Genomic DNA, 25,118 nt, shown 5'->3' with positions numbered 1-25,118 from the left:
ACCGCAGCGAAGCGGCTCCGGCCGCCGAGCTCACCAGGAACTGGGCTTGTAGTCCTTCAGGAACACGCCGAACACGTCCTCGCCCGCCTCGCCCCGCACGATCGGGTCGTACACGCGTGCAGCCCCGTCGACGAGGTCGAGCGGCGCGTGGAAGCCCTCCTCCGCCAGCCGGACCTTCGTCGGGTGCGGTCGCTCGTCGGTGATCCACCCGGTGTCGACGCTCGTCATCAGGATGCGGTCGGTCTCGAACATCTCCTGCGCACTCGTGCGGGTGAGCATGTTCACGGCAGCCTTCGCCATGTTCGTGTGCGGGTGCCCCGGTCCCTTGTAGGCCCGGCCGAACACCCCTTCCATCGCGCTGACGTTCACCACGTAGGTGCGGTGCGCTTCGCTCGCCGCCATCGCTGGACGGAGCTTCGAGATCAGGATGAACGGCGCGGTGGTGTTCGCGAGCTGGACCTCGAGCATCTCGAGCGGGTCGACCTCGTCGACGGCCTGCGTCCACGAGTTCACGTCGTGCAGGTCAGGCACGAGACCACCGGCGTCGATCGCGGTGCCCATGGCCAGGCGCTTGAGCGAGCTCGACCCCGGAGCCATGGCCTGCTCGGTCAGTTCGTCGGCGCGGGCTGCGGCGGCCGCGAGGATCGGGTGCGCCGTCACCGACCGGGCGAGCGCCTGCGGGTGCTGGTCGTTCGTGTGCCCGAAGGTCACGAGCTCGGGCAGCGGGCCGTCCGGCAGCGGTGCGAGTTCGGCATCGACGAGGGGCTGGTACGCGCCGGGCGACCGGCGGACGGTCTGCGTCGCGTTGTTGATCAGGATGTCGAGCGGGCCGGCAGCGGCGACGTCCTCGGCGAGACCGATGACCTGGGCCGGGTCACGCAGGTCGATGCCGACGACCTTCAGGCGCGAGATCCAGTCGGCGGAGTCCGGAAGGCTCGTGAACCGGCGCACGGCGTCGCGGGGAAACCGCGTCGTGATGGTCGTGTGGGCGCCGTCGCGCAGCAGGCGGAGCGCGATGTACATGCCGATCTTCGCGCGGCCGCCGGTCAGCAGGGCCCGCTTGCCGCTCAGGTCCGTCCTGGCATCACGCTTCGCGTGGCTCATCGCCGCGCACGAGGGGCACAGCTGGTGGTAGAACGCGTCGACGACCGTGTACTGCTGCTTGCACATGTAGCAGGGGCGTGACTTCAGCAGGGTGCCGGCGGTGGACGCCGTGGTCGAGGTGCTGATCGGGACCCCGCGGGTCTCGTCGTCGATCCGGTCGGCGGCTCCGGTCGCGGTGGCGGCGATGACGAGGCGGTCGGCCTCGGCGATGACCGCGCGCTTCTCGAGTCGGTGCGCACGCTTCACGGCCTTGAACATCTTCGCCGTGGCCTGACGCACCCGCACGAAGTCGGGGTGCGTCTCGTCGATGTCGCTCATCTGCTCGAGCACCCGGAGTGTGGCGTCGAGGTCCTCGGGGAGGATGCCGCTGGGTTCGGGCTGCTCGGAGATCACACGGGATTCTACGTTGGATCAGGCCGCGTCGAGCTCCCGCGTCAACGCCGCCACGAAGTCGTCGATGTCCTGCTCCGACGTGTCGTAGGCGCACATCCACCGCACCTCGTTGCGGCTGGCGTCCCAGTCGTAGAACCGGAAGTGCTTGCGCAGCCGCTCGGCCACCCCTGCGGGCAGCGTCGCGAACACCCCGTTGGCCTGGGTCTCCTGGCTGAACCCGACGCCCTGGATGCTGCCGTCGGCGATCCGGGCCTCGAGCGCGCCGCGGAGTCGGGCGGCCATGGCGTTGGCGTGCCCGGCGGAGCGCAGGTACAGGTCGTCGGACAGCAGCGCGATGAGCTGCGCGGAGACGAACCGCATCTTCGACGACAGCTGCATGTTCATCTTGCGCAGGTAGCGCAGTCCCTCTGACGCGTCGGGGTTGAGCACCACGATCGCCTCGCCGTAGAGCATGCCGTTCTTCGTTCCGCCGAAGCTCAACACGTCCACGCCGGCATCGGTGGTGAAGTCGCGCAGGGGCAGGCCGAGGGTCGCGGCGGCGTTGGAGATGCGAGCGCCGTCCATGTGCAGCGTCATGCCGAGCGGGTGGACGTGGTCCGCGATCGCCCGGATCTCGTCGACCGTGTAGGCGGTGCCGAGCTCGGTGGTCTGCGTGATCGAGACGACGAGCGGCTGGGCGCGGTGCTCGTCGCCCCAGCCCCAGGCCTCCTTGTCGATGAGCTCGGGGGTGAGCTTGCCGTCGGGGGTCTCGACCGGCAGCAGCTTGATCCCGCCGATGCGCTCGGGAGCGCCCGCTTCGTCAGTGTGGATGTGCGCGGTCGTGGTGCAGACGACGGCGCCCCACCGCGGCAGCATCGACTGCAGCCCGACGACGTTGGCTCCGGTCCCGTTGAACACCGGGAACGCCTGCGCCTGCGAACCGAAGTGGTCGCCGATCACCTCGTTGAGACGGGCCGTGTAGACGTCTTCGCCGTAGGCGATCTGGTGGCCGTCGTTGGCCGCTGCGATCGCGTCGAGGATCTCGGGGTGGACACCGGCGTAGTTGTCCGAGGCGAAGCCCCGCAGGTCCAGGTCGTGGAGTCGAAGGGTCACTGGTTCATCCTAGGTTCGAGGCCGCAGCTGGAGCGGCCGGGAGCGGGAGACGGGCGCCGTTCACGTCGGCTGGCGGTGCCGTCCAGAGCCGCACGACCTCGACGCCGAGCCGCTCTTCGAGACCGGCGAGGGCACCGACGACGAAGACCGTGGCTGCCGCCGAGTCCGGAGCGTCCTTCCGGAAGCCCTGGGCGACGGCACGGACCCACGCGTCGGAGGCGGCCTTGGCTGCTGCGTAGTTCGCGGCGCCCGCCGTGGGGGAGTCGACGGTGGTGGACGAGACGAACGCGAGCCGTCCGGCCGGCGACGCCACCAGGTCGTCGTAGAAGACGCGTGTGGTGTTCCGCAGGGTGCGGAACGCCCGGTCGAAGAAGTCCCAGTCGTCGTCCGACTGGCCGGCGATGCCGCCGCCCCCACGCCACCCACCGACCAGGTGGACCAGCCCGTCGACCGGTCCCGCCGTCTCGTGGACCGCAGCCGCGAGCGCGGTGACCGCGCCGAGGTCTGCGAGGTCGCACGTGTGGGTCGTGACGCCCGGGACGGAGGCGTGCAGGGCCTCCAGTGCGTCGGGTCTGGTGCCGACCGCGACGACGGCCGCCCCGGAGGAGGTGAGTGCGCGCGCGACCGCCGCGCCGCTGGTGCTGGTCGCGCCCGCGACCAGCACCGTGCGACCGGACAGGGAGCCAGCGCTCACGCGGCGACGTCCGGAACGGACGGAACAGCGGACGGAGCAACCGACGACGAGCCGGTGATGCCGGCGGTCGAAGCGATGACCGCAGCCATCTTCTTGTTCAGCGCCTCGTAGAACATCGACAGCGGGAATTCGTCGTCGAGCACCGCGTCGGTGTAGCCCTTCGGCATTCCGGCGAGCGTTTCCTCCGGCAGTCCCCGCGCCCATCTCGATGCCGGGTGCGGCGTGAGCGTCCGGGTCAGCATCTCGTACGCAGCGAGCCAGTGCGCCGATTTCGGCCGGTCGATCGACCGCCGGTACAACTCGTTGATCTGATCACTGAGCGCGATGATCACATCGGGAACGGCATCCCAGTCGATGGTGAGCTGCGTGTCGGTCCAGTGCAGGACATCGTGCTGGTGCATCCACGCGAACAACAGTTGCCCACCGAGGCCGTCGTAGTTCCGGACACGGCTGCCGGTGATCGCGAACCGGAAGATGCGGTCGAAGACGACGGCGTACTGCACCAGGCGGGCGTGGTCGCGGATCGCGCGTTGCGCCTCGTCGAGATCTGCATCCGGCACAGCGGAAAGCGCGCGTTCGAGCCGCACGGATTCGCGGAACGCCGTCAGGTCGCAGCGGAGTTCTTCCAGCGAGTAGAGGAAGAACGGCATCCGCTGCTTGATCATGAACGGGTCGAACGGCAGGTCGCCGCGCATGTGCGATCGGTCGTGGATGATGTCCCACATCACGAAGACCTGTTCCGTCAGCTCCTGGTCGTCGAGCATTGCTGCAGCGTCGTCCGGCAACTCCAGTTTGGTGATCTCCGCAGCGGCACGGACGACTCGGCGGTAGCGAGCGGCTTCGCGGTCCTGGAAGATCGCACCCCACGTGAACGTCGGGATCTCGCGCATCGCGACCGTCTCGGGGAACAGCACCGCAGAATTCGTGTCGTACCCGGGCGTGAAGTCGACGAACCGCAACGCGACGAAGAGCTTGTTGCTGTAGTCGCCCGCTTCGAGTTCCGCGATGAACTCCGGCCAGATGACCTCGACCAGGACGGCTTCGACGAACCGCGAGGAACTCCCGTTCTGCGTCACCATCGGGAAGACGACCAGGTGGCCGAGTCCGTCGATGCGGTGCTGTTGCGGCTGGAACTCGTTCAGGGCGTCGAGGAAGTCGGGAACGCCGAAACCGTCGCGTTCCCAGCGTGCGAAATCGCGCTGCAGTGCAGCGAGGTACGCCGCATCGTGCGGAAAGAACGGGGCCAGTTCGGCAATGGCCGGGAGGATCGTGGCCAGGTGCTCGGAAGCGGTCGCGTGGTCCGCCTGGTCGGGTACAGAGCCATCGGCTGTCTGCAGCGCACGGAACGACACGACAGCGGCTTTCAGTCGCGTCCACGCGGGATGCTCGGCGACCTCGCGCACCGACGGGCGGTCCTCGACGACCTCGGGTTCTCCGACGATGGCGCCCTGCGTGAACTCCTGGACGAACTGTGACATGTCGAACCTCCCGTCATTGGGTCAGCCGCGGATCTGCGGCGTGGTGGTGCGCTTGTCATGAGCCTAGGGAGGATCGGGGGACGCATTCTTGCCCATTTCCGGGGGATTCGTGCGCGGCGCCGTTCTCCGCGCGGCAAACCGACTCTCTCGCGCACGAATGCATCGCTGGTCGCGCGCCGGCAGCCATGGTGCGCGGAGCCAGCGGCACTGGGAGGGGCTCGGAGGCGCTGTCCCGACAGGCCTCCGAGCCGACTCCTTAGCGCTTCGTGACGGCTGCGATTGCTTCGCTCACGGTCGAGCCCGGGTGCGTTTCGCGCCATCTCTTCACCTGGCTGGGGTCAGGCGCTGACCCTCGCGGGATCGGCGTGTTTCCCACGATGCCCGGTGCGAAGGTGGCGTACGTGATCGTCGCGAGCGCGGCCATGCACGAGTAGAGCAGGTCGAGCGTGAGCCATGCGCAGGCGGTCAACGCGATTCCACCGAGGATGATCAGTGCTGGCGTCCAGCGACTCATCGGAAGCACCCTCGCTTCACGGCCGCGACCCCGAGGAGCTCTGCACCAAGTGCGGCCGCGGCCCCGCCGAGGGCTCGGATCTTCTCCCAGCTGAACGAAGCGCCCCACATGATTCGGACTGCCTTTGTGACACCGCCGAGTGAGTTGATCAAACGTTTGATCTTCAAGATCTTGGCGACTGGGAATGCCGTCGATGCAATCATGAGGGCGATCGCGCCCGTGCACTCGAGGATGCTCGCCCGAGCCGCTCGCTGCATCGTCGGGTTACCAGCTACCCATTCCTCGTACGCAGACTGGCCGTTCAGCAGTACAGCTTCCGGAATGCTCTCGATGAGCGCTAATCCCCGTTCGACATCGACGGCCTGAAGGTCGAGATCCTGGACGATCGAGGCGACCGATGACGATGGAGCTCCTGTCGCTGCCTGAGCTGGCGGGGCGGCCAGCATCGGTGCGCACAGTCCGGCTGCTAGTAGTCCAACGACTGCGAGCTTGCTCGCTGAGGCGGTAGTTGACGTCATGGGTCTTCCCTCCTGATCGGCGTCCCTCGCCGAATGAACACCAACCTGCCGGTAACCGGTGAAATGTGCAACGTCACCAGCGCGTCGTGTTCGCTGCTGTGCTTCAGGGCAGCGCGCCTGACCGGCCCGGCATCGCGGCCGTCCGGCTCCGCGGCGTCGACTCGGTCGATACGGTTGTCGGCATGGCACGCTTCACGCCCCCAGCCGCCGACGCGATGCGCGCACGACTCCTGCTCGCAGCACGCGACGAGTTCGCCGCGGCCGGGCTCGTCGGCGCCAAGATCGAGCGGATCGCCGCGGCGTCGTCGAGCAACAAGGCGCAGATCTTCCACTACTTCGGCAGCAAGGAGGGGCTGTTCGACGCGCTCCTCGCCCAGACCGTCGCTGAGACGTTCGACGAGGTCCCCGTCGACACCGACGACCTCGCCGAGTGGGCTGCTCGCCTGCACGACTCGTACGTTCAGCGTCCGTGGGCCGAACGGCTCGCGACGTGGCACCGCCTCGAGCGGGGGAGCGACGGTGCGCTCGAAGCCGTCATCGCGAGCAACGCCGAGGCCGTCGCCGCGGTGGAGCACGCCCAGCGCGCTGGGGTCCTGCCGCGCAGCTACCGGCCGGCGGTGCTGCTCGGTCTGGTGATGCACCTCGCCGCGTTCTGGAGCTCGACCTCCCCCGAGTACGGCTCCTTGGTCGCGGCGGTCGCACCTGCGCGGCGTCGGCAGATCGTGATCGACGCGGTGAAGGCGCTCGTCGGGGGCTGACGTGGCACACGGCCGGGCGTAGGGTTCGGCTCATGAGCAGCGACAACCGGTTCCTCCGCGCGACCTTCGGGCGGCCGTTGGTCTGGGTCGGCGTGGTGTGGCTCGCGGTCGGGGTGCTCTGGAGCGTCCTGGCGATCATCGATCCGAGTGTCTTCCACGCGATCATGGCCGTCCTGTGGCTCCTGCTGGGCGGCAGCATGCTCGCCGTCGCACTCCGCGACAGGAAGCGCGGCCTCGGCCGGTACCAGCGCTAGTCGAGGCGGGCCGAGCGCGCAGGCAGGAACCGCACCGGGCCTCCCGTCAGCCTGCCGCGTCCGCGGCCACCCGCAGCGTCCGTTCCGCATCGTCGAGGTAGTCCGCCAACAGCGCCGACGCTCCCGCCTGGTCTCCGGCGCGCAACGCCGCGACGATCGCGTCGTTCCGGTCCACGAACTCGGCGTGGAACGACCCCGGGTCGTCGGTCGTCAGGAAGGCCAGCCGCATCTCGGCGAGCAGCCCGTCCATCAGGCCGTGGATGCGCGCGCTCGGGACCGCTCGGACGAGCTCGGAGTGGAACCGGATGTCCGCGGTGCCCACGGCGCCCCAGTCGCCCGCGGTGGCAGCGTCCCGTGCAGCTGCGACGGCCGCCGCGGCTGCATCGAGGGCCGGTGACGTGGGCGAGCACGCGCGGACCGCGGCTTCCTCGAGCACCCGACGGGCGGAGTACAGGTCCGTGACGTCCTCGGCAGAGAGGCGTCGCACGAAGACCCCGCGGTTGAACACGTGCTCGACCAGCCGGTCCCGCGCGAGCAGCCGGAAGGCCTCGCGCAGGGTGTTCCGTGACACCCCGAGCTGGTCGCTCAACCGTTCCTCCGACAGCTGTGCCCCGGGGGAGAACTCGCCCGCCGCGATCATGGTGCGCAGCCGGTCGGCCGTCGAGTCGGCACCACTGACGGTTCGGGTCATGTCCCGATCCTGACACGGCCTCGGGCATCGCAGGTGCGAACCCCGCACCGTGTGACCGTCGTGTTACAGAGCAGAACGCCCCCTTGCGATTGTTGAACAATGCGGTCCAGACTGTCCCGCATGTTCGTCCTCATCGGCGTCGCCGTCGTCATCATCGGGTTCGCGTTGCGCATCAACGCGCTGCTCGTCGTGACCGTCGCGGGCATCGTCACCGCAGCCATCGGCGGGATCGGTCCCGTCGGCATCCTCACCGCCTTCGGCGACGGCTTCGCGTCGAGCCGGTCCGTCACGACCTTCGCGCTCGTCCTGCCGGTCATCGGCCTGATCGAGCGCTACGGGCTGCAGGACCAGGCCAAGCGCCTGATCGCGAAGCTCGACAAGCTCACGACGGGTCGTCTGCTGGCCGGGTACCTGGCCATCCGGCAGGTCACGGCCGCGGTCGGCCTCACCAGCATCGGCGGGCCGGCGCAGACCGTTCGGCCCCTCGTGCACCCGATGGCCGAAGGGGCTGCGATCAAGAAGTACGGCCGGATCGACGAGCGGATGCGCGAGAAGATCAAGGGCTACTCGGCGTCGTCGGACACCGTCGGGGTCTTCTTCGGCGAGGACGTCTTCGTCGCCGTCGGCTCGATCCTGCTCATCACGACCTTCGTCGACGCCACCTACGGCCTGTCGCTCGAACCGATCGACCTGGCGCTGTGGGCGATCCCGACCGGCATCGCCGCGCTCCTGGTCCACGGCACGCGACTGCTGCTGTTCGACCGCACGCTCGACAAGATGGCCGCCGACGCACGCGTCGACGCCCCGACGCAGGGAGCCGCAGCGTGATCACCAGCGAATGGCTCTACTGGCTCATCGGCGCGTTCTTCATCGCGGTGGCCGTCCTCATCGTCACGGACACGTCGCACGCGAAGCGACTCGGCAACGCGGCGTTCTGGGGGATCCTCGGGGTCTCGTTCTTCTACGGCACCTTCGTCGCCGCGAAGACGGCGCCGTCGTGGGTGCTCGGCATCGCCGTCCTCGTGATGGTCGCCCTCGCCGGACTCGGGTTCACCGGGACCACCAGTCGCACGCGGGTCGCCAGCATCCCCGGTGCCGGCACGGGTGCGGAGACCGGCCCGGCCGAGCCCACCGCTGCCGCCACGAAGCCGTCCGCCAGCACGAGCGTCCTCGCGACGACCAGCCCGGACGAGCGCGCGGCGTTCGCCACCCGGTTCGGCAGCAAGCTCTTCATCCCGGCGCTGGTCGTGCCCGTGGTCGCCGTCCTCGTGGCGACGCTCGGTCCGCTCGTCTCGATCGGCGGTGCACCCCTGCTCGCCGAGGGCAGCGCGACCCTGACCGGCCTGGGCATCGGCTCGGTGCTGGCCGTGGTCGTCGCGGTGTTCGTCCTGCGCCCGCCGAGGATCGCCACGCCCATCCGTGAGGGCGGCCGACTGCTGCAGGCCATCGGGTGGGCAGCGCTGCTGCCGCAGATGCTCTCCACCCTCGGCATCGTGTTCACCCAGGCCGGGGTCGGCGACGCCGTCGGCACGATCATCAAGTCGATCCTGCCCGGCGGGTCGCTGTTCGCTGCGGTGGTCGTGTACTGCCTCGGCATGGCGCTCTTCACGATCATCATGGGCAACGCGTTCGCCGCCTTCCCGATCATGACGGCCGCGATCGGCTGGCCCGTCCTGGTGCAGGGCTTCGACGGCAACCCCGCCGCGATCTTCGCCATCGGCATGCTCGCCGGCTTCTGCGGCACGCTCGTCACCCCGATGGCCGCGAACTTCAACCTGGTGCCGGCTGCCCTGCTCGAGATGCGGGACAAGTACGGTCCGATCAAGGCGCAGATCCCGACCGCCGCCATCCTGCTCGTCGTCAACATGGGAGTCATGTACCTTGTCGCTTTCTGATGCTGCCCCGCTCGACCTGACCCGGGCCGCGTGGGCCGACCGCTTCGCGGCCGTCGCCGCCGAGAACACCACCCGCGAGTACCCGTACGCGGCGCACCACACGACGTCCGGCCCGGACGACCGGGCGCTGCCGGTCGAGCTGCACCCCGCCTTCGCCACGTCGTACGACTGGCACTCGTCCGTGCACATGCACTGGCTCGCAGCGCGTCTGGTCGCGCACGGCCTGCCGGCCGACCTGGAGGCCCGGCTCACCGCGATCCTGCAGGCCCACCTGAGCGCGGATCACCTGGCGACGGAAGCCGCCTACTTCCGCACGACGCCGCACTACGAGCGCCCCTACGGGTGGGCCTGGCTCGCGAAGCTCGCCGCCGAGGTCTCCGCGTCCGAGGTGCCGGCCATCCGGCAGCTCGCCCCCGGGTTCGCGCCCGTCGTCGACGTGCTCGAGGACCTCGTCACCCGCTGGGTCGACGGCGCTGCCCACCCGGTGCGGCACGGGGTGCACTCGAACTCGGCGTTCGGTCTGCTGCTCGTGCTCGAGGCCGCACGGTCGCTCGGCCGCGACGAGCTCGCCGCGACGGTGGAGCAGGCGGCGCGCGAGTGGTTCGGCGAGGACGCCGGGTGGCCGTTCGCCTGGGAGCGCAGCGGACACGACTTCCTGTCCGCCGGACTGGCCGAGGCCGACCTGATGCGGGCCGTGCTGACCCCGGCCGAGTTCGCGACGTGGTCGGACGGCTTCTTCGCCCAGGTGCGGTCGGGCGACGCGATCCTGCAGTCGACCGTGGTCCGCGACGAGAACGACCCGCAGCAGGTGCACCTGTTCGGGCTCGACCTGTCGCGAGCCGGATCGGCCCGGCGCATCGCGGAGGCCCTGCGCGCCGGTGAGCTCGACGACGACAGGCTCGCGAGCCTGCTCGACGAGGCGGCCGACCGGCTGCTCGCCTCGGGCCTGGCCGCCAGTGTCGGCGAGGAGTACTACTCCACGCACTGGCTCGCGAGCTTCGCCTGGGACGCCATGGAAGCACGCGAGCACGCCGCGCGCTGACCCTGCCGTCAGCTGAGTCCCGTCACGGGAAGTTGAGCCGCTTCCTCCGGATCCCGCGTTCGCTGAGGGACATCACGAACGGCGGGCTGGCCTGCACCAGCCGATGGATGGACCGCTCGTGCTCGAGACACAAGTCACCCATCACTCCAGCGGTGATCTCTCCCCGCGCAAAGGCGATGACTCTCGCGTCATTCATGTAGATCGCCTGTGCTTCGAGCGGCCGGCTGGCCACGCGGTGGTCCTTGGCCAGCAGAAGGAACCCGCCGCGAGTGCCCTCGGCAATCCACTCTTCGTCGCGCATTCGTTGTGCGCGGTCGTCGCCGTACACCTCTGCGAGCGTGCGAGCGTCCCAGCCTGCTTCGCGGAGCCTGCGGACGAGGAGTCGCCCTCCGACAGATCGGTCGAGAAGAAACTGGGCAGACAGCAAGATCACGCTGCCTGAACGAGCAGTGATTGCAACTCTCGCTTCGCCAGACCGAAGTCTTCGGCGACATCCGCCATCGGTTCTCCGGCACGGACGCGGCTGACGACACTCTCGACGCTTACGCCGATCCGGTCGATCGTCGGCTGGCCCGAGTTCCGGAGCGGATCAACGACGACCTCTGCCCGCTCGTAGGTCGGGAGTCGTACGGACTGGACGAATCCGTTGCGGTAGGTGATCGTCCGGAGGTACTCCGCGACGACGTCCCGGAACACGCCCTGCTTGTTCCGGACGACGACCAGCTCGTCGTCACCATTCTCGAAAAGGATTTCCGCACCGTCAGTCTTGAGGCGTTCGCTCAAGAGCGCGTTCTCGATGCCGATCTCGTTCCGGAGCGCGGTGATCGCCGGACGGATCCGCGCCATGGGCAGCCCGGCTCGGCGGAAGGTCTCGACGATGTACCCCTCGGCAAGGGCGTTGAACGGCACGGTGTAGCCACGTCCTTCGCGCACTCCGGTGAGGATCGGTTCGCTCCACCCCCACTCGCCTTCGCGCCGTTGTCGGAACTTGTGTCCATGGGCCCACCGCGCGAACGAACTCGACGGCGCACGGACGATCTGCGCGGCTTCGTTCAACGCGTAGATGGGGGTGGTGTAGACACCGTCGACGGCCGACGTTTGCATGCAAACAAGATACCGCCGACGGGGGAGCTGCGCAGCCCCTGGTCTGGAGTGTGCCGCTCTGCAACATCGCGAGCAGTGAGTGTCAACCCCCTGCATCGGTTGCAGAATGCACCTACCCTCGGTGCGCAGCCGAGATCCGGCTGGGTGCCCGAGGGGAACGGGTGCCACCAGTCACACCAGGGAGTGACACATGCAGCACCGCAGGATCAGGCGGACCGCACTCATCGCCGCACTCATCGGAGCCGTCGTCGTGGCGGCACCGCTCGGAGCGGGAACCGTTGCCTACGCGGGGGTCACCGCCCCGGTCGGCAACGTCGGCAAGTTCAAGCAGACCTTCGTCGAGAACTTCAGCACGACGGCCTCGGCCAACGGCCAGTTCGCGAAGACCTACGCGAACTCGTGGCAGCCCTACCCGGACGGGACGGGCGGCACGTACTACTCGGGCTCGCAGGTCAGTGCCCGCAACGGCTACATGGACGTCACGCTCGACGGCAAGCACGGAGCCGCCGGGACCTTCGGGACCCCGAACGGCGCGTGGTCGCACGTGGGCGGCAAGTTCAGCGTCCGCGCGAAGGCCACCGGCGGCGACGGGAACGGTGCAGCGTTCATGCTGTGGCCGTCGTCGAACGTCTGGTCGGACGGCGAGATCGACTACCCCGAGGCGAACTTCGAGGGGTCGCCGATGCTCCACCACCACTCGATGGTCGCCGGGCAGGAAGCGAACTCGACGAGCATGAGCACCGGGGTGACCTGGCGCAGCTGGCACGTCTACTCGGTCGAGTGGATCCCCGGCAAGTCGGTGCAGTACCTGCTCGACGGCAAGGTCATCAAGACGGTCACGTCGAACGTGCCGAAGACCGCGCACCGGTACATGTTCCAGGTCGGCAACTGGGGTGCCGCCGGGCACCTCGACATCGACTGGGTCAGCACCTACGAGTACACGGGCTGACCCACAGCAGGTCAGCTGATCGCGATCGTCCGTGCGAACGTCCGCGCGACGGGCGGAGCGGCGACGATCGGTCCGATCGCTGCGGCACCGTCCGGGGTCGCCCGCCATGCCTCGTAGGCGTCGTGGGCGGCCCCGCTCGTCCAGGACTCGACGACGACCATGCGCGTCGGGTCGGCGTCGTCGACCAGCACCTCGAGGGACTCGCAGCCGTCGAAGGCCCGGGTCTGCGCGAGCGTCTCGCGGATCGCCGCCTCGACGGTGTCGGCAGGGACGTCGCTCCGGAACTGGACCTCGAGCAGGACGGTGATCGACATGTGGTGCACCTTTCGTCAGCAGTGTCCGACTCAACCCGCAGCGGCGCCGACCTGTTCCGGATCGGTCAGCGAGCCGGTCGTCAGTGGACGAACCGGAAGCGGATGGCGTCGCCCGGGCGGAGCTGCGCGGCACGGTCGACCGACTCCGGCGTGAGGACCGCCACGACGGGGTAGCCGCCGGTGACCGGGTGGTCGGCGAGGAACAGCACCGGGAAGCCCTCCGGCGGGACCTGCAGCGAACCGGTCTCCACCCCTTCGCTCGGCAGCTCGACCGTCACGGCGCGGACGAGTGGCTGCGGAGCCGTGGTGCGGACCCCCACGCGGTCGCTGTCCGACCCGACGGTGAAGTCCTGACGGGTCAGGGTGTCGCGCCAGTCCGACGTGAACCAGTCGTCGCGGGGGCCCGCGGTGACGTCGAGGACGACCGGGTCGTCCGGCCAGTGCTCGTCGGGTTGCGGCACGGCGTCGACGATCGGCCACGAAGCGCGCGCGTCGCCGATCGGCAGGACGTCACCCGGCGACGACGGCGGAGGCCCGAGGCGTGCAAGTGAGTCCCACGAGCGACTACCCAGTGCGGGCTCGACCGCGAACCCGCCGAGGACCGCGATGTAGGAGCGCAGCCCGGCGGTGGCGGTGCCGATCCGGAGCGTGTCACCCGGTGCGAGCATCAGGATCTCGTGCGAGGCCGCACCGCGGACCCGGCCGTCCGCTCGCTCGATCTCGACCGGGCAGGCGGCCCCGGCGGTGGCGACGGCCACGTACGCGTCGGTCCGCAGCGTGACGGAGCCGAGCAGGGCCTCCAGGACGGCCGCATCGGGACGGTTGCCGACCAGCCGGTTGGCCAGTGCTGCGGAACCGCGGTCGGCGGCGCCCGCCGCGCCGAGGCCCATGTCACTGAAGCCCGGCCGCCCCAGGTCCTGCGTTGCCGCGCCGTAGCCGACCTGCAGGACGGTCAGCGCGCTCATGCCGCACCCGCGTCGACGAACCGGACCCGGGTGCCGGCGGGTGCCAGCGCCGGCGGTTCCCGGTCGAGCGACCACATCGGTACGTCGGTGCGGCCGATGAGCTGCCAGCCGCCGGGGGAGGCGCGCGGGTAGACGGCGCTGAACTCGCCCGCCAGTGCGACGGCGCCGCTCGGCACGACGGTGCGCGACGTGCTCCGGCGAGGCAGGTCGAGTGACGGCTCGGTGCCGGTGAGGTAACTGAAGCCCGGAGCGAAGCCGCAGAACGCGCTCGTCCAGAGCTGGCCGGTGTGCCACGCGATCACGCGGTCGCGGCGCATGCCCGTCAGGGCGACGACCTGGTCGAGGTCCTCGCCGTCGTAGACCACCGGGATGACGAGCGGGTCCGCGGCGCTCGCCGCATCGGCGTCGGCGGACGGGACGACTCGTTCGAGTGCGCTGCGGAGTCTCGCGGCGTCCGTCGTCGCCGGGTCGTAGCGGAGCAGCAGCGTCCGCGCGCCGGACACGACCTCGGTGAGGCCGGGAAGCCGAGTCGCGGTCAGCCCGGCGCGGAACGCGACGACCTGCGGCAGTGAGTCGAAGGTCGCGAGCAAGGCGGTGCGCCCAGCTGGCCGGAGGTCGAGGACGGTCACGGTGCGAACGACGCGATCGTGACGCCGTGCTCGGTCAGCAGGGCTCGGATCGCACGGGCCATCGCGACGGCACCGGGGGAGTCGCCGTGGACGCAGACGGAGTCGGCGCTGACCCGCAGCTCGGCGCCGTCGAAGGCGGTCGCGACCCCGTCGGTGACCATGCGGAGGACGCGGGCGGCGACCTCGTCCGGATCGTGCAGCACCGAACCCGGCGTGCTGCGGGACACCAGGGAGCCGTCGGGTTCGTAGGCGCGGTCGGCGAAGGACTCCGCGACCGCGCGGAGCCCGTGACGTTCGGCAGCGAGCAGGAGTTCGGAACCCGGCAGCGCGAGCACCGCGAGCGAGCTGTCGACGTCGGCGATCGCCCGGACCACGGCCTCGGCCTGGACCGGGTCGGCGCACGCGGTGTTGTACAGGGCGCCGTGGGGCTTGACGTAGGTGACCGCGGTGCCGGCGACCCGCGCAGTGGCGGCCATCGCGCCGAGCTGGTGCACGACGTCGGCGTGGAGTTCGTCCGGTGTGACGTGCACCGGACGGCGCCCGAAGCCGGCGAGGTCGCGGTAGGCGACGTGCGCTCCGATGGCGACCCCGCGCTCGGCGGCAGCGCGGGCGGTGGCGAGCATGATCGTCGGATCGCCGGCGTGGAATCCGCAGGCGACGTTGGCGCTCGACACGACGTCGAGCATCGCGGCGTCGTCGCCCATCGTCCAGGCGCCGAACCCCTCGCCGAGGTCGCTGTTCAGGTCGATCGTCGTCACGGGGACTCCCTGTCGTCGCGGGTTGTTGAACAATCTACCGAGCGGCGACTCCGCTGTCGACCGGTCGGGGCACGCGGCTGGTGGGTGGATTCCGAGCAGCGGCACGTAGCGTCCGAGGTCAGCACCTGCCGGGGGCGTCGCCCTCGGTTCGACCACTGCACTGGAGCAGACCATGACCGACAGCAGCAACACGCACGACGACGACGCCAAGGCCCCCGTGAACGACTCCGAGGGCATCGAGAAGCCGGGCGGGCTCGGCGATGACAACACCATCCCCAACGACCCGGACGGCCTGGCCGCTGGGCACGTCGGGGACGACTCGCACTTCAACCCGGAAGAGGACGGCGAGAAGTAGGGGTCGTCCGTCGACTCGGAACGACGTCCTCGTTGTCGCACGACGACGTGGACGTCGTTCCGAGTCGACCCGGTGTCGTTCCGAGTCGACCCGGTGTCGTTCTACGTCGACGCGCGACCGACCGAAAGCCCCCTACAACACCCGCTCCAGCAACCGCAGCGTCCCCGCGATGTCCACGTTCCGGTCCAGCAGCCACTGCACCTGCAGCCCGTCGAACGCCGCGATGATGAGCGACGCCACCTGCTCGAGGTCGGCGTCCGAGTGCCGCCCCGACGCCGCGAGCTCGTCGTGCAGCTGGGCGACCAGGTTCCCCCGTGCCTCGGCGAACCGTGCGGCGAAGAACTCCCGCGCCGTCTCGTTGCCGGACTCCACCGACGCCCCGAGGAGGGTCGTGTAGAGCGTCACGAGTGCCGGCTCGCTGACGTTCCGGTCGGCGACGAAGGCCAGCCGGGTGAAGACCCCGGCCGTGTCGCCGAGTGCCCGGTCCGAGGCGGCATCGCGTTCCCGCAGGACCTCGACCAGCAGCGCTTCGCGGGACGAGAAGTAGTGCTTCAGTGCCGCGTGCGAGACCCCGATCGCATCGCCGATGGCGCGCAGCGAGGTGCCGTCGATCCCGCGCGAGGCGACGACGTCGAGCGTCTGGTCGAGGATCTCCCGCCGACGCTGCACGCCCTTGGCGTAGGGGCCCCTGGTGCCGATTCCATCGTTGGAGGTCACGAGTGCCAATGTACCGGCGCAACAATCGGGCCAAAAACTTCCGGTCGGAGGTTTCCGGTGCTACAGTCCCGATCACCTAGCAGCACTAGGTATTCGAGGGCCCCGAAGCCCCCTATGACTCGAGGAGGAGTCATGTCGACACCGACGTCGAAGGAAGAACCCACCCGCGGCATCGCCGGGACCGCATCACCAGCGGTCACCGCAGCCGCCGGTGCCACCGCCTCGGACGCCGCGGCGCCCCGAGCGTTCTCGGTCGAGGGGATCACGCAGTCCGTCAGCACGATGCGTGTGGGCCGCGGCTACCTCTGGGGCCTCAGCTTCGCCCAGTTCGGCCTGTTCGTCGCCCTGCTCACGCCGGTCTTCGTGAGCATGTCGATCAAGGCGACCGAGCTCAACCCCACGAGCCCCGAGACCGTGGTCGGCTCCGTCCTGCCGTTCGGTGCCCTCGGTGCACTGTTCGCCAACCCGCTGTTCGGCGCGATCTCCGACCGCACCCGCAGCCGGTGGGGACGTCGACGCCCGTGGATGCTCGGCGGCGTCATCGTCTTCGTCGGTTCGCTCGCCTGGCTCGCGTTCTCGCCGAACGTCCTGCAGCTCACGCTGGCCTGGGTCCTCGCGCAGGTCACGGCGAACGCCGTCCTCGCCACGCTGACCGCGAGCTTCGCCGACAACGTGCCGGAGTTCCAGCGCGGCAAGGCCTCGAGCGTCATCGCCCTCGCGCAGAACATCGCGATCCTCGCCGGCCTGTACCTGGCCGTGTACCTGGTCGGCAACCTCCCGGTGCTCTTCATCGCCCCCGGTGTCCTGGCGATCATCGCGATCCTCGTCTACTGCTTCGTGGCACGCGACGACCTGCCGACGACGCCGGTCAAGCCGTTCAGCTGGATCAACCTGATCAGCTCGTTCTGGACGAACCCGTTCAAGCACCGCGACTTCGGACTCGCCTGGTGGGGTCGCTTCCTCATCACGTTCGGCACGTTCATGTTCACGACGTACCGCCTGCTCTACATGCAGGACCGCATCGGTCTGCCGCAGGCCGAGGCCGTCGGGGTCGTCGCGTTCGGCGTCTTGCTCTACACGGTCGCCCTGCTCGTCAGCGCCGCCGTCTCCGGTTGGGTGTCGGACCGCGTCCAGCGCCGCAAGGTCTTCGTCTGGGGCTCCACCGCACTGACCGCGGTCGGCCTCGTGATCCTGGCCCACGTCGACACCGTCGGCGGCTTCTACTTCGCCGAGATCGTCCTCGGCTTCGCCTTCGGCATCTACGCTGCCATCGACACCGCCCTGATCGTCGACGTGCTGCCCGACCCGGAACGCCCCGGCAAGGACCTCGGCGTCATCAACATCGCGAACGCGCTGCCGCAGTCGCTCGCTCCGGCCGTCGGCCTGTTCCTGCTCGGCATCGGCGGTGGTCAGAACTACACGCTCATGCTCTGGGGTGCCGGCGTGGCCGTCATCCTCGGCGCCCTCGTCATCCTGCCGATCAAGTCGGTCCGGTAGGCACCGCACCAAACCAGCGGCCTGGAGGCGCGGCGTGCGTCTGCAACGCGAGTCGCGCCTCCAGGCAGTCACCTGTACCACCCCCGGAAAGGACCCGACATGGCTCCCGCCATCTCCCTGCAGCTCTACACGGTGAACGCCGCGCTGGAGCCCGACCTCGACGGCGGCGTCCGCCGCCTGGCCGAGATCGGCTTCGACACCGTCGAAGCGTTCGCGTTCGTGGACCGAGCAGCGCAGCTCAAGTCCGCGTTCGACGCCCACGGCATCACAGCGAAGACCGGCCACGCGTTCCTGGTCGAGGAGACCATCCCGCTGCCGGACGGCACCGTGATGACCGCTCCGTCGCACGCCGACACCTTCGCCGCGGCGAAGGAACTCGGCCTCGAGATCGTCATCGACCCGTTCGTCGGGCCCGACGCGTGGACGACCCGCGAGGGCGTCGAGCGCGTCGCCGCACGGCTGAACGCCGCCGCCGTCGAGGCCGCCGAGCACGGTCTGCGCGTCGGCTACCACAACCACGACCACGAGCTCCGGCCGCAGATCGACGGGCAGCCCGCGCTGCAGGTGCTCGCGTCGCTGCTCGACCCGGCCGTGGTGCTCGAGCTCGACCTGTACTGGGCATCGGCCGCGGGCATCGACGTCGTCGCGTTCATCGAGGAGCTCGGTGACCGCATCGTCGCCGTGCACGTCAAGGACGGTCCGATGCGCGACGACATCTCCACCGCGACGATCCCCACCGACCAGACCCCGGCCGGCCAGGGCGACGTCCGGCTCGCCGAGGCGCTGCGTGCGGCGACGGCCCTCGAGTACGCCGTCATCGAGTTCGACGGGTTCGACGGGGACGTCTTCGACGGTGTGCAGCAGTCGTACGAGTGGCTCGCGGCGCAGCTCGCGCCGGCCGGTTCGTCGTCCGCGTCGGAGGTGTCCGCATGACCCGCACCGGACGCGTCGGCATCGGCTTCATCGGCGCCGGCATGATCAGCGAGCAGTACCTGGCGAACCTCACGACGTTCCCCGACGTCGAGGTCGTCCGGATCGGCGACATCGACACGGAGCGCGCCGCGGCGTCGGCTTCGAAGTGGGGTGTCGCGGCCTCGGGCGACGGCGCATCCGTGCTCGCCGACCCCGACGTCGAGATCGTCATCAACCTGACGCTCCCCGCCACGCACGTCGCCGTCTCGATGGACGCACTGCGTGCCGGCAAGCACGTGTGGAGCGAGAAGCCGATCGGTGTGGACCGTGCCTCGGCTGCGTCGCTCGTCGAACTCGCCGACTCCCTCGGGCTGAAGCTCGGCATCGCGCCCGACACCGTGCTCGGTCCGGGCTGGCAGACCGCCAAGCGTGCGATCGAGGCCGGTGCGATCGGCACCCCGCTCACCGCGGTCACGAGCATGCAGTGGCAGGGGCCGGACGTGTTCCACCCGAACGCGTCGTTCCTCTACGCCAAGGGCGCGGGCCCGCTGTTCGACATCGGCCCGTACTACTTCACGGCGCTCGTGCACCTGCTCGGACCGATCGACTCGGTCGTCGCGACTGGGTCTCAGTCGCGGTCCACGCGGCAGTTGGTCGTCGGGCCGAACGCGGGCGACTCGTTCCCCGTCGAGGTGCCGACCCACGTCTCCGTCCTGACCTCGTTCGAGCAGGGTGGCAACGCACAGTCGCTGCTGTCGTTCGACACCCCGCTGTTCCGGCACGGCGTGTTCGAGGTCAACGGGACCGAGGGCACGATCGTCCTGCCCGACCCGAACACGTTCGGTGGCGGGCACCCGATCCGGATCGCGCGGCCGCTGACCGCCGATGCGTCCTTCCCGTTCTCGCAGGAGTGGGACGTGCTGCTCGACGAGGAGCCCACCGTCGGACGAGGCCTCGGCGTGCTCGACATGGCGCGGGCCATCCGTGGCGGTGGCTCGCACATCGCGACCGGCGAGGTCGGGTACCACGTGCTCGACACCATGGTCGCGGTCGAGGAGTCCATCGCCGCCCGCTCGTTCATCGAGGTCGAGTCGACCGTCGCACCGATCGCGTCGCTGCCCGAGGGCTTCGACCCGCTCGCGGCGACGCTGGAGGGCGCCCAGGGGTGACCCGTCGCTGAGTTGACCGGACAACGGTGGCCCCGTCGGACAGGATATGAGTGACAGTCACTCAAATCGCCCAAGGAGCACCATGCCACGGACGGCAGGCATCGGCACCATCGCCGCATGCGCAATCATCGCGATCGTCGGCTCAGCCATGGCTGCACAGCCCGCCAGTGCAGCTGATCAGCAGCCTGTGGTGATCGGGATGCTCGGGAACACGACACCCCCAGAGCGGATCGTGCCGCAACGCTGGGGTGACGGCGACGTCACGCTGCGCTACGCGACCAAGACGACCGTGGGAGTGACGTTCCCGCACCAGGACGGGACCTCGCTCACCATGGAGGACTTCGACCTGGAGCGTGCCGACGGCGAAGACCTCGCCGTCGGTACGTTCCCGCTCGGAGACACCGGCGAGCTCGAGGTGCGCGACCTCGCGTTCGACGACGCTGGCACGATGACTCGCTTCGACGCGGTGTTCCGCCTGCGCGGAGACCTCCCATCGGACGCGTACTTCGGGCAGATCCGCTTCGGACAGGACGACCCCGCGGTCCGGTTCGCTGGGACACACCTGCACTGGCCGCAGACTCCGGTCAACGGGACGCGAGTATGGGCCAACGAGGCCGTGCACAACGCCGGCTCAACTCCCGTCAGGCTCGGACATGTCGCTCTCGGTGGACCGCAAGCTGGAGACTGGGCGCTGGCGGACGACAAGTGCAGTGGGACGGTCCTGGCAGCAGGATCGACCTGTTCAGTGCGCGTCGGGTTCTCACCAGCGCACGGTGGTCCCCGGACAGCGGCGCTCACGGTGCCGTCGAACGGCTCGACGGTCACGGCGGACCTGGCGGGTGACGCGCCCCTCGGCATCACACGGCTCACCGTCAAGGGACGCAACTGGATCGCGCTGGGAAAGACCCGAACCGATGCCGACGGGCCGTACGCGCTCTGGGGGCAACGCACCGGCGACTCCTCAGTCGCGTTCAGTGCCACCGCCACCTACGTCAACGGTGTCGACGTCAACCGTCTCGAACTCGCGATGCCGCCGGGCCAGTCGCTGCGGGACGGGACGTTCGCCGTCGGTGACACCGGGACCGGCGTCCCGACCCTGAACATCTCGCGCGCGTACCGGGACTGCAACGGGACGAGGGGAACGGAGAAGATCTCCGGGCTGACCTTCAAGGGCCGGGGAATGGTCGACCGCGCGAAGGTCGTCTTCACCGTCGATTGCGGGAGCGACCCGTATCCCGACCCGGTCCAGGGAGAGCTGCTCTTCCGTCACCGGGCAGACGTCACTGTGCCGCGCGGTCCCGCAGGGGTGACGGTCACCGGAGCTGAGCGCCGGATTGTCAGCTGGGGTCGTTCCAAGTCGTCTGACGCCGTGTCCACCGTGGTTCGTCTGGTCGAGGGCGACGGCACCGGCGCGACCGTGCTCTCCGGCTCGGCGATCGGTGGGGGCAGTCCCGGCTCAGCCCCGCTGCCGAGTCTGCACGAAGGTCAGCGGTACACCCTGCTCGCTTGGGCGGTCGATGCGACGGGAAACGTGAGCAATCCGATCCGGAGGACCCTGACGTCGTAGTCAGCTGACGCGCTGGAAGGCGTGTGCCCGGGTCAGGGCTGCGAGAGCCTGCGGCCGAACACCGCGCTGAGGAACCGCGCGAAGCGGGACTCCGCCGGCGGCGCGGTCTGGACCGCGCGCGTCGGCGACCGGAACGCCAGGTCGTGCAGCATGTTCCGCTTCGATCCGTCCCAGTTCGCGAACAGGTAGGTGCCGCCGATGAACGACATGCTCCGGACAGGGGTGCGCTTCCAGGAATCGGCAGCCACGTAGTAGCCGGTGTGGCCGGAGCGGATGTGCTGGATCACGGTGTCGACGTCGATGACGCTGGTGGTCGTCACGACGGCGGTGATGCCCGTGCGGTCACGGGCGACGTACTCGATGAGATGTTCGGTCACGGTTGGACTCTTCGTCGCAGAGGCGGGACGCCACGACGGTGAACGTGGCGAAGGGTGTTCGGAACCGCCGTTGCTTCCGACAGCAGAATACGTCCGGTTCGTCGTGGCGTCACCGGAATGTCCGACGGTCGCACACGCTCGAACGTTCAGTCGGGTCGACGGACCATCCACGAAGCGATCAGGTCGACGGCAGCCGCGAAGTCGATGCTGTCCGGTCGGTTGAGGAACGCGTCCCCGCCGATGCCCCGATGCCCTCTCCCCGCATGCAAGCAGACTACGGGCCGGTAACGATGCGAGCGCCGACACCGCCGCCGGTGCACCGTGGAGTGGTGCGTACCTCGAAGACTGCCCTGATCTTGACCGGCGCCGCCGTGGTCGCCCTGCTGACCGGATGCTCCGGTGGCGGGAACGGCGGCGACGCGACCCCGACCGTCACCGAGACCGTGACCGCGGCGCCGACGGACACGGCAGCCACCCCGACGTCGACGAGCACGCCGACACCGACGCCGACCCCCACCCCGACCTGTGGTCCCGCGACCGGCTCCGAGGCAGCAGCCGCCGGGATCGCTGCGCTGCCGTCACCCGCCGGCCTCGAGGACACCAAGTGGGACGCCGCGAACGCCGACTACAGCGGCTACGACGCCTGCGCCTCACTGTCCTGGTCCGTCGTCGCGCCCGAGTTCGGCACCGCCGGGTCGCCGTACGCGATCCTGCTCTTCCACCAGGGCCGGTACCTCGGCACCGCGACCTCCGAGCAGTACGCGTTCGAGCCGGTTGTGGAGCGGTTGGCCGACGCCTCGATCAAGGTCACCTACACGTACGCGAAGGCGAACGAGGCGAACGCGGACGCCTCCGGTCGCACCACCGCGACGTACATCTGGAACGACGGCACCGAGCGCGTCGACATGACCGGCGAGGTCCCGCCCGCTCAGGGCTGATCGGCGGCAGCGCCCCGACCGCCGAGCTCGCGCTGCAGTGCGCGGAGGACCCGAACGATCGTCGCGAGCTTGTCCGGGCCGCCCTCGAACCCGCGTCCGAGCGCTGGTCGTGGCTCCACCACGACGTCCTCGCCGACCGTCGTGCTGATCCAGACGCCGAAGTCGACCCGTTGTCCGCGTGCGTCCTTCGTGGCGACGGAGAACTTCCGGATGTGGGTCCAAGGCAGGTCGAACACCGGCTCCGCCCGCGACGGCGCCCACGCGTGCAGACCGGACGCGTCGACGGTCCAGATCTCAGGTCGAGGGCCCGGCAGGTCGTCGGTTGCCCGAAACCCCGACGCGGAGACCGGCAGGTGGAACCGGGGCGTGTGGCGTTCCCGGATCCGTGCCAGGGTGCGGCGATCGGTCCGACCGGCGCTCCAGGTCACCACCGCCAGCAGCAGGCCGAACCCGGCGACGAGCAGCGGCCACAGGACGAAGTTGGCCTGTGTGCGGGCGCTGTCGAGACCGCGCAGGAAGTCCGGCGACGCGAACTCGGCGACGAGCACGCCGAGCCCCGCGGCCGTCGTCACCGCGGCCACGAGCAGGACCGGCCACCGCTTCGGCATCTCGCCGTCACGCAGCCGCTGCACCCACTGCTCGTCGGGTGTCGTCATCGATCGGCCGGGGCTCGACCGGAGCGCCCGGTGTCGTGGCGCGGATCGAACTCGCGCCGCAGCGACCGGAGCACCTGCATCAGGATGTGGATCTTCGTCACGCTCGCGCCGAACGGCCGCCCGATGACTGCGCGCGGCAGCAGCACGAACCGGCCCACCGCCTCGGTGACGATCCAGATCCCGGTGTCGGTGCGTTGTCCGCGGACGTCCGTCGAGGCCAGCTCGATCGTCCTGACGTCGTCCCACACGAGGTCGAACACGGGCTCGTCGCGCTCGGGTGACCACGCGTGGAGACCCGCCGCGTCGACCGTCCACAGCTCCGGCCTCGGGTCCGGGAAGTCGTCGGCGGCGTACGGGCCCGTGCGGAGGACGGGCAGGTGGAAGCGCGTCGTGGTCCCGTTCCGGCGGATCCGGTCCAGCACCACGCGGTCGCGCCGCCCGCGCAGCCACGACAGCACCGCGGCCACGGGCCCGAACCCGAGCAGCAGCACCGAGAACAGCGGGACGGCGAACGGGCGTCGGGCGTCCGAGTGCAGGATGCCGTCGAGGTGGGTCGCCGAGAAGTACACCCCGATCCCGCCGGCCACCGTGACGATCGCGAGGCCGACGAGGAACGGCCACCGCTTCGGCATCTCGCCGTCGCGCAGCCGCTGCACCCACCGCTCGCCCGAGTACTCCACCGCACCATCCTGCCCGGCTGGACCGCACGACGGCCGCGAGCACGAGATGCTGTTCCCATGCAGTTCGCCCGCACCGCCGCACCCGGTGTCGCCGTCGCCGTCGCGATCGGCCTCGTCGCGACCCTGATCGGATCGGTCCTCCCGGTCGTGGGCGGGCCCGTCCCCGCCGTCCTGATCGGCGCGGTGCTCGGTTGGCTCGTCCGTCGCCGCACCGGCGGCACCCTCGCCGTGCTCGCTCCCGGCGTGAAGTTCTCGTCGAGCCGTGTGCTGCAGTTCGCGGTGGTGCTGCTCGGCGCGCAGCTGTCGATCGGCGAGGTCCTGCGCATCGGCGGCGAGACCCTGCCGGTCATGCTGACGACCCTCGTGGTGTGCCTCGGTGCCGCCTGGGGGATCGGCCGTCTGTTGCGGGTGTCGAGCGCCCTCCGCACCCTGATCGGCGTGGGGACCGGCATCTGCGGTGCGTCCGCGATCGCGGCCGTCACGCCCGTCATCGGTGCGGTCAGCGCGGACGTCGCCTACGCGATGTCGACGATCTTCCTCTGCAACATCGCCGCGGTGTTCGCCTTCCCCCTGCTCGGCCACGCCCTCGGCCTCAGCCAGCACGCCTTCGGCGTGTTCGCCGGCACTGCGGTGAACGACACGTCGTCCGTCGTCGCCACCGCGACGGTCTACGGTCGCCAGGCGACCGACACGGCGGTCGTCGTGAAGCTGGTGCGGACCCTGATGATCATCCCGATCGTCATCGGGCTGGCCGGACTGAAGGCCCGACGCGCCTCCCGCGCGCAGCTCGCGCCCGACACGGGGTCGCGCAGCGGGTTCCGCGTGTTCCGGTTGGTCCCGTGGTTCCTGATCGGGTTCCTCGTGGTGGTGCTGCTCCGGACGGTCGGGGTGCTGCCGGCTGATGCCGCACCGGGGTTCGCGACCGCGGCGTCGTTCCTCATCACGGTGGCGCTCGCGGCGATCGGCTGCTCGACGGACTTCGCGGCGCTGCGACGTGCCGGGTTCCGTCCGATGCTGCTCGGCATCGCGCTCTGGGTGCTCGTGGCGGGCACGAGCCTCGGCGCGCAGGCGGTCTTCGGCCTGCTGTAGAACGCGGAG

Annotated in this window: 30 protein-coding genes; 13 read left to right on the top strand and 17 right to left on the bottom strand. The window is 69.8% G+C overall.

The window, feature by feature from the left end; all coding sequences use genetic code 11:
- Nucleotides 1–30: 30 nt before the first annotated feature.
- The 6 genes from HQQ88_RS17145 to HQQ88_RS17120 form a co-directional block, all read right to left on the bottom strand.
- Nucleotides 31–1,497 (bottom strand): SDR family NAD(P)-dependent oxidoreductase, encoded by a 1,467-nt coding sequence (locus HQQ88_RS17145; RefSeq protein WP_173170479.1) that lies wholly within the window; start codon nucleotides 1,495–1,497, stop codon nucleotides 31–33.
- Between the two features lie 18 nt (nucleotides 1,498–1,515).
- Nucleotides 1,516–2,589, bottom strand: a complete 1,074-nt coding sequence (locus tag HQQ88_RS17140; protein ID WP_173170476.1) for a low specificity L-threonine aldolase — start codon at nucleotides 2,587–2,589, stop codon at nucleotides 1,516–1,518.
- Between the two features lie 4 nt (nucleotides 2,590–2,593).
- Complete coding sequence (locus HQQ88_RS17135) at nucleotides 2,594–3,283, bottom strand: SDR family oxidoreductase (protein ID WP_367917044.1); 690 nt, start codon at nucleotides 3,281–3,283, stop codon at nucleotides 2,594–2,596.
- Entirely contained in the window at nucleotides 3,280–4,761 is a 1,482-nt protein-coding gene (locus tag HQQ88_RS17130; protein ID WP_173170473.1) for a DUF6421 family protein, read from the bottom strand. The genes HQQ88_RS17135 and HQQ88_RS17130 overlap by 4 nt, the downstream gene beginning before the upstream one ends.
- 256 nt (nucleotides 4,762–5,017) lie before the next feature.
- On the bottom strand, nucleotides 5,018–5,275 hold the full coding sequence (locus HQQ88_RS17125) for a hypothetical protein (protein ID WP_148061833.1): 258 nt from the start codon (nucleotides 5,273–5,275) through the stop codon (nucleotides 5,018–5,020).
- On the bottom strand, nucleotides 5,272–5,793 hold the full coding sequence (locus HQQ88_RS17120; protein ID WP_134194784.1) for a hypothetical protein: 522 nt from the start codon (nucleotides 5,791–5,793) through the stop codon (nucleotides 5,272–5,274). The genes HQQ88_RS17125 and HQQ88_RS17120 overlap by 4 nt, the downstream gene beginning before the upstream one ends.
- Nucleotides 5,794–5,975: 182 nt before the next feature.
- Here HQQ88_RS17120 and HQQ88_RS17115 point away from each other — a divergent pair, with 182 nt between their 5' ends.
- Nucleotides 5,976–6,551 (top strand): TetR family transcriptional regulator, encoded by a 576-nt coding sequence (locus HQQ88_RS17115; RefSeq protein WP_173170470.1) that lies wholly within the window; start codon nucleotides 5,976–5,978, stop codon nucleotides 6,549–6,551.
- A gap of 32 nt (nucleotides 6,552–6,583) precedes the next feature.
- Nucleotides 6,584–6,805 (top strand): hypothetical protein, encoded by a 222-nt coding sequence (locus HQQ88_RS17110; protein ID WP_173170468.1) that lies wholly within the window; start codon nucleotides 6,584–6,586, stop codon nucleotides 6,803–6,805.
- Nucleotides 6,806–6,851: 46 nt separating this feature from the next.
- Here the strand turns inward: HQQ88_RS17110 and HQQ88_RS17105 are convergent, their stop codons facing one another.
- On the bottom strand, nucleotides 6,852–7,496 hold the full coding sequence (locus HQQ88_RS17105; protein WP_131880322.1) for a GntR family transcriptional regulator: 645 nt from the start codon (nucleotides 7,494–7,496) through the stop codon (nucleotides 6,852–6,854).
- Nucleotides 7,497–7,616: 120 nt separating this feature from the next.
- On the opposite strand from HQQ88_RS17105, the gene HQQ88_RS17100 reads away from it, so the two are divergent.
- From HQQ88_RS17100 to HQQ88_RS17090, 3 genes are read left to right on the top strand one after another with little or no spacing between them, the layout of a single operon-like run.
- A complete protein-coding gene (locus HQQ88_RS17100; protein ID WP_123291728.1) occupies nucleotides 7,617–8,324 on the top strand; it encodes a DUF969 domain-containing protein in 708 nt (235 codons plus the stop codon).
- Nucleotides 8,321–9,391, top strand: a complete 1,071-nt coding sequence (locus HQQ88_RS17095; protein WP_173170465.1) for a DUF979 domain-containing protein — start codon at nucleotides 8,321–8,323, stop codon at nucleotides 9,389–9,391. The genes HQQ88_RS17100 and HQQ88_RS17095 overlap by 4 nt, the downstream gene beginning before the upstream one ends.
- Entirely contained in the window at nucleotides 9,378–10,433 is a 1,056-nt protein-coding gene (locus tag HQQ88_RS17090) for a DUF2891 family protein (RefSeq protein WP_254067196.1), read from the top strand. Before HQQ88_RS17095 ends, HQQ88_RS17090 begins: the two co-directional genes overlap by 14 nt.
- Nucleotides 10,434–10,455: 22 nt before the next feature.
- On the opposite strand, the gene HQQ88_RS17085 is transcribed toward HQQ88_RS17090, so the two are convergent.
- Both HQQ88_RS17085 and HQQ88_RS17080 read right to left on the bottom strand, forming a co-directional pair.
- Nucleotides 10,456–10,866, bottom strand: a complete 411-nt coding sequence (locus HQQ88_RS17085) for a hypothetical protein (RefSeq protein WP_173170462.1) — start codon at nucleotides 10,864–10,866, stop codon at nucleotides 10,456–10,458.
- Nucleotides 10,863–11,489, bottom strand: coding sequence for a DUF433 domain-containing protein (locus HQQ88_RS17080; RefSeq protein WP_173170459.1), 627 nt, complete (start codon nucleotides 11,487–11,489; stop codon nucleotides 10,863–10,865). Before HQQ88_RS17080 ends, HQQ88_RS17085 begins: the two co-directional genes overlap by 4 nt.
- Before the next feature lie 238 nt (nucleotides 11,490–11,727).
- Here HQQ88_RS17080 and HQQ88_RS17075 point away from each other — a divergent pair, with 238 nt between their 5' ends.
- Nucleotides 11,728–12,486 (top strand): glycoside hydrolase family 16 protein, encoded by a 759-nt coding sequence (locus HQQ88_RS17075; protein WP_131880326.1) that lies wholly within the window; start codon nucleotides 11,728–11,730, stop codon nucleotides 12,484–12,486.
- A gap of 11 nt (nucleotides 12,487–12,497) precedes the next feature.
- On the opposite strand, the gene HQQ88_RS17070 is transcribed toward HQQ88_RS17075, so the two are convergent.
- The 4 genes from HQQ88_RS17070 to HQQ88_RS17055 all read right to left on the bottom strand — a co-directional run bounded on the left by HQQ88_RS17070 (nucleotide 12,498) and on the right by HQQ88_RS17055 (nucleotide 15,152).
- A complete protein-coding gene (locus tag HQQ88_RS17070) occupies nucleotides 12,498–12,800 on the bottom strand; it encodes a putative quinol monooxygenase (RefSeq protein ID WP_111086660.1) in 303 nt (100 codons plus the stop codon).
- A gap of 80 nt (nucleotides 12,801–12,880) precedes the next feature.
- Entirely contained in the window at nucleotides 12,881–13,765 is an 885-nt protein-coding gene (locus HQQ88_RS17065) for a biotin-dependent carboxyltransferase family protein (protein ID WP_173170457.1), read from the bottom strand.
- Nucleotides 13,762–14,394 (bottom strand): allophanate hydrolase subunit 1, encoded by a 633-nt coding sequence (locus HQQ88_RS17060; protein WP_173170454.1) that lies wholly within the window; start codon nucleotides 14,392–14,394, stop codon nucleotides 13,762–13,764. Before HQQ88_RS17060 ends, HQQ88_RS17065 begins: the two co-directional genes overlap by 4 nt.
- A complete protein-coding gene (locus HQQ88_RS17055) occupies nucleotides 14,391–15,152 on the bottom strand; it encodes a 5-oxoprolinase subunit PxpA (RefSeq protein ID WP_173170452.1) in 762 nt (253 codons plus the stop codon). The genes HQQ88_RS17060 and HQQ88_RS17055 overlap by 4 nt, the downstream gene beginning before the upstream one ends.
- A 172-nt stretch (nucleotides 15,153–15,324) precedes the next feature.
- Here HQQ88_RS17055 and HQQ88_RS17050 point away from each other — a divergent pair, with 172 nt between their 5' ends.
- On the top strand, nucleotides 15,325–15,507 hold the full coding sequence (locus HQQ88_RS17050) for a hypothetical protein (RefSeq protein ID WP_123673659.1): 183 nt from the start codon (nucleotides 15,325–15,327) through the stop codon (nucleotides 15,505–15,507).
- 132 nt (nucleotides 15,508–15,639) lie between these two features.
- On the opposite strand, the gene HQQ88_RS17045 is transcribed toward HQQ88_RS17050, so the two are convergent.
- Nucleotides 15,640–16,224, bottom strand: coding sequence for a TetR/AcrR family transcriptional regulator (locus HQQ88_RS17045; RefSeq protein ID WP_133937762.1), 585 nt, complete (start codon nucleotides 16,222–16,224; stop codon nucleotides 15,640–15,642).
- Nucleotides 16,225–16,356: 132 nt separating this feature from the next.
- Between HQQ88_RS17045 and HQQ88_RS17040 the strand changes: the two genes are divergently transcribed.
- The 4 genes from HQQ88_RS17040 to HQQ88_RS17025 all read left to right on the top strand — a co-directional run bounded on the left by HQQ88_RS17040 (nucleotide 16,357) and on the right by HQQ88_RS17025 (nucleotide 21,369).
- A complete protein-coding gene (locus tag HQQ88_RS17040) occupies nucleotides 16,357–17,721 on the top strand; it encodes an MFS transporter (protein ID WP_123939344.1) in 1,365 nt (454 codons plus the stop codon).
- A 99-nt stretch (nucleotides 17,722–17,820) separates the two neighbouring features.
- Nucleotides 17,821–18,654: a sugar phosphate isomerase/epimerase gene (locus tag HQQ88_RS17035; protein WP_132099813.1), complete on the top strand. Its 834-nt coding sequence runs from the start codon at nucleotides 17,821–17,823 to the stop codon at nucleotides 18,652–18,654.
- Complete coding sequence (locus HQQ88_RS17030) at nucleotides 18,651–19,802, top strand: Gfo/Idh/MocA family protein (RefSeq protein ID WP_173170450.1); 1,152 nt, start codon at nucleotides 18,651–18,653, stop codon at nucleotides 19,800–19,802. Before HQQ88_RS17035 ends, HQQ88_RS17030 begins: the two co-directional genes overlap by 4 nt.
- Nucleotides 19,803–19,884: 82 nt before the next feature.
- Nucleotides 19,885–21,369, top strand: a complete 1,485-nt coding sequence (locus HQQ88_RS17025) for a hypothetical protein (protein ID WP_173170448.1) — start codon at nucleotides 19,885–19,887, stop codon at nucleotides 21,367–21,369.
- Between the two features lie 32 nt (nucleotides 21,370–21,401).
- Here HQQ88_RS17025 and HQQ88_RS17020 read toward each other — a convergent pair whose 3' ends face one another.
- Nucleotides 21,402–21,746: a hypothetical protein gene (locus HQQ88_RS17020; protein ID WP_123291739.1), complete on the bottom strand. Its 345-nt coding sequence runs from the start codon at nucleotides 21,744–21,746 to the stop codon at nucleotides 21,402–21,404.
- A gap of 329 nt (nucleotides 21,747–22,075) precedes the next feature.
- Between HQQ88_RS17020 and HQQ88_RS17015 the strand changes: the two genes are divergently transcribed.
- Nucleotides 22,076–22,684 carry an LppP/LprE family lipoprotein gene (locus tag HQQ88_RS17015; RefSeq protein WP_173170446.1) on the top strand — a complete coding sequence of 203 codons (609 nt, stop codon included), beginning with the start codon at nucleotides 22,076–22,078 and terminating at the stop codon, nucleotides 22,682–22,684.
- Here the strand turns inward: HQQ88_RS17015 and HQQ88_RS17010 are convergent.
- Complete coding sequence (locus tag HQQ88_RS17010) at nucleotides 22,675–23,340, bottom strand: hypothetical protein (protein ID WP_173170444.1); 666 nt, start codon at nucleotides 23,338–23,340, stop codon at nucleotides 22,675–22,677. The two genes, HQQ88_RS17015 and HQQ88_RS17010, sit on opposite strands and share 10 nt — an antisense overlap.
- Nucleotides 23,337–24,020 carry a hypothetical protein gene (locus tag HQQ88_RS17005; RefSeq protein WP_173170442.1) on the bottom strand — a complete coding sequence of 228 codons (684 nt, stop codon included), beginning with the start codon at nucleotides 24,018–24,020 and terminating at the stop codon, nucleotides 23,337–23,339. Before HQQ88_RS17005 ends, HQQ88_RS17010 begins: the two co-directional genes overlap by 4 nt.
- A 57-nt stretch (nucleotides 24,021–24,077) precedes the next feature.
- On the opposite strand from HQQ88_RS17005, the gene HQQ88_RS17000 reads away from it, so the two are divergent.
- Nucleotides 24,078–25,109, top strand: coding sequence for a putative sulfate exporter family transporter (locus tag HQQ88_RS17000; protein WP_173170440.1), 1,032 nt, complete (start codon nucleotides 24,078–24,080; stop codon nucleotides 25,107–25,109).
- The last annotated feature ends 9 nt before the right edge of the window (nucleotides 25,110–25,118 follow it).

The sequence above is a fragment of the Curtobacterium sp. VKM Ac-2861 genome (genome assembly GCF_013204965.1).
GTDB lineage: Bacteria > Actinomycetota > Actinomycetes > Actinomycetales > Microbacteriaceae > Curtobacterium.
This window is presented reverse-complemented; position numbering and strand designations above follow the sequence as displayed.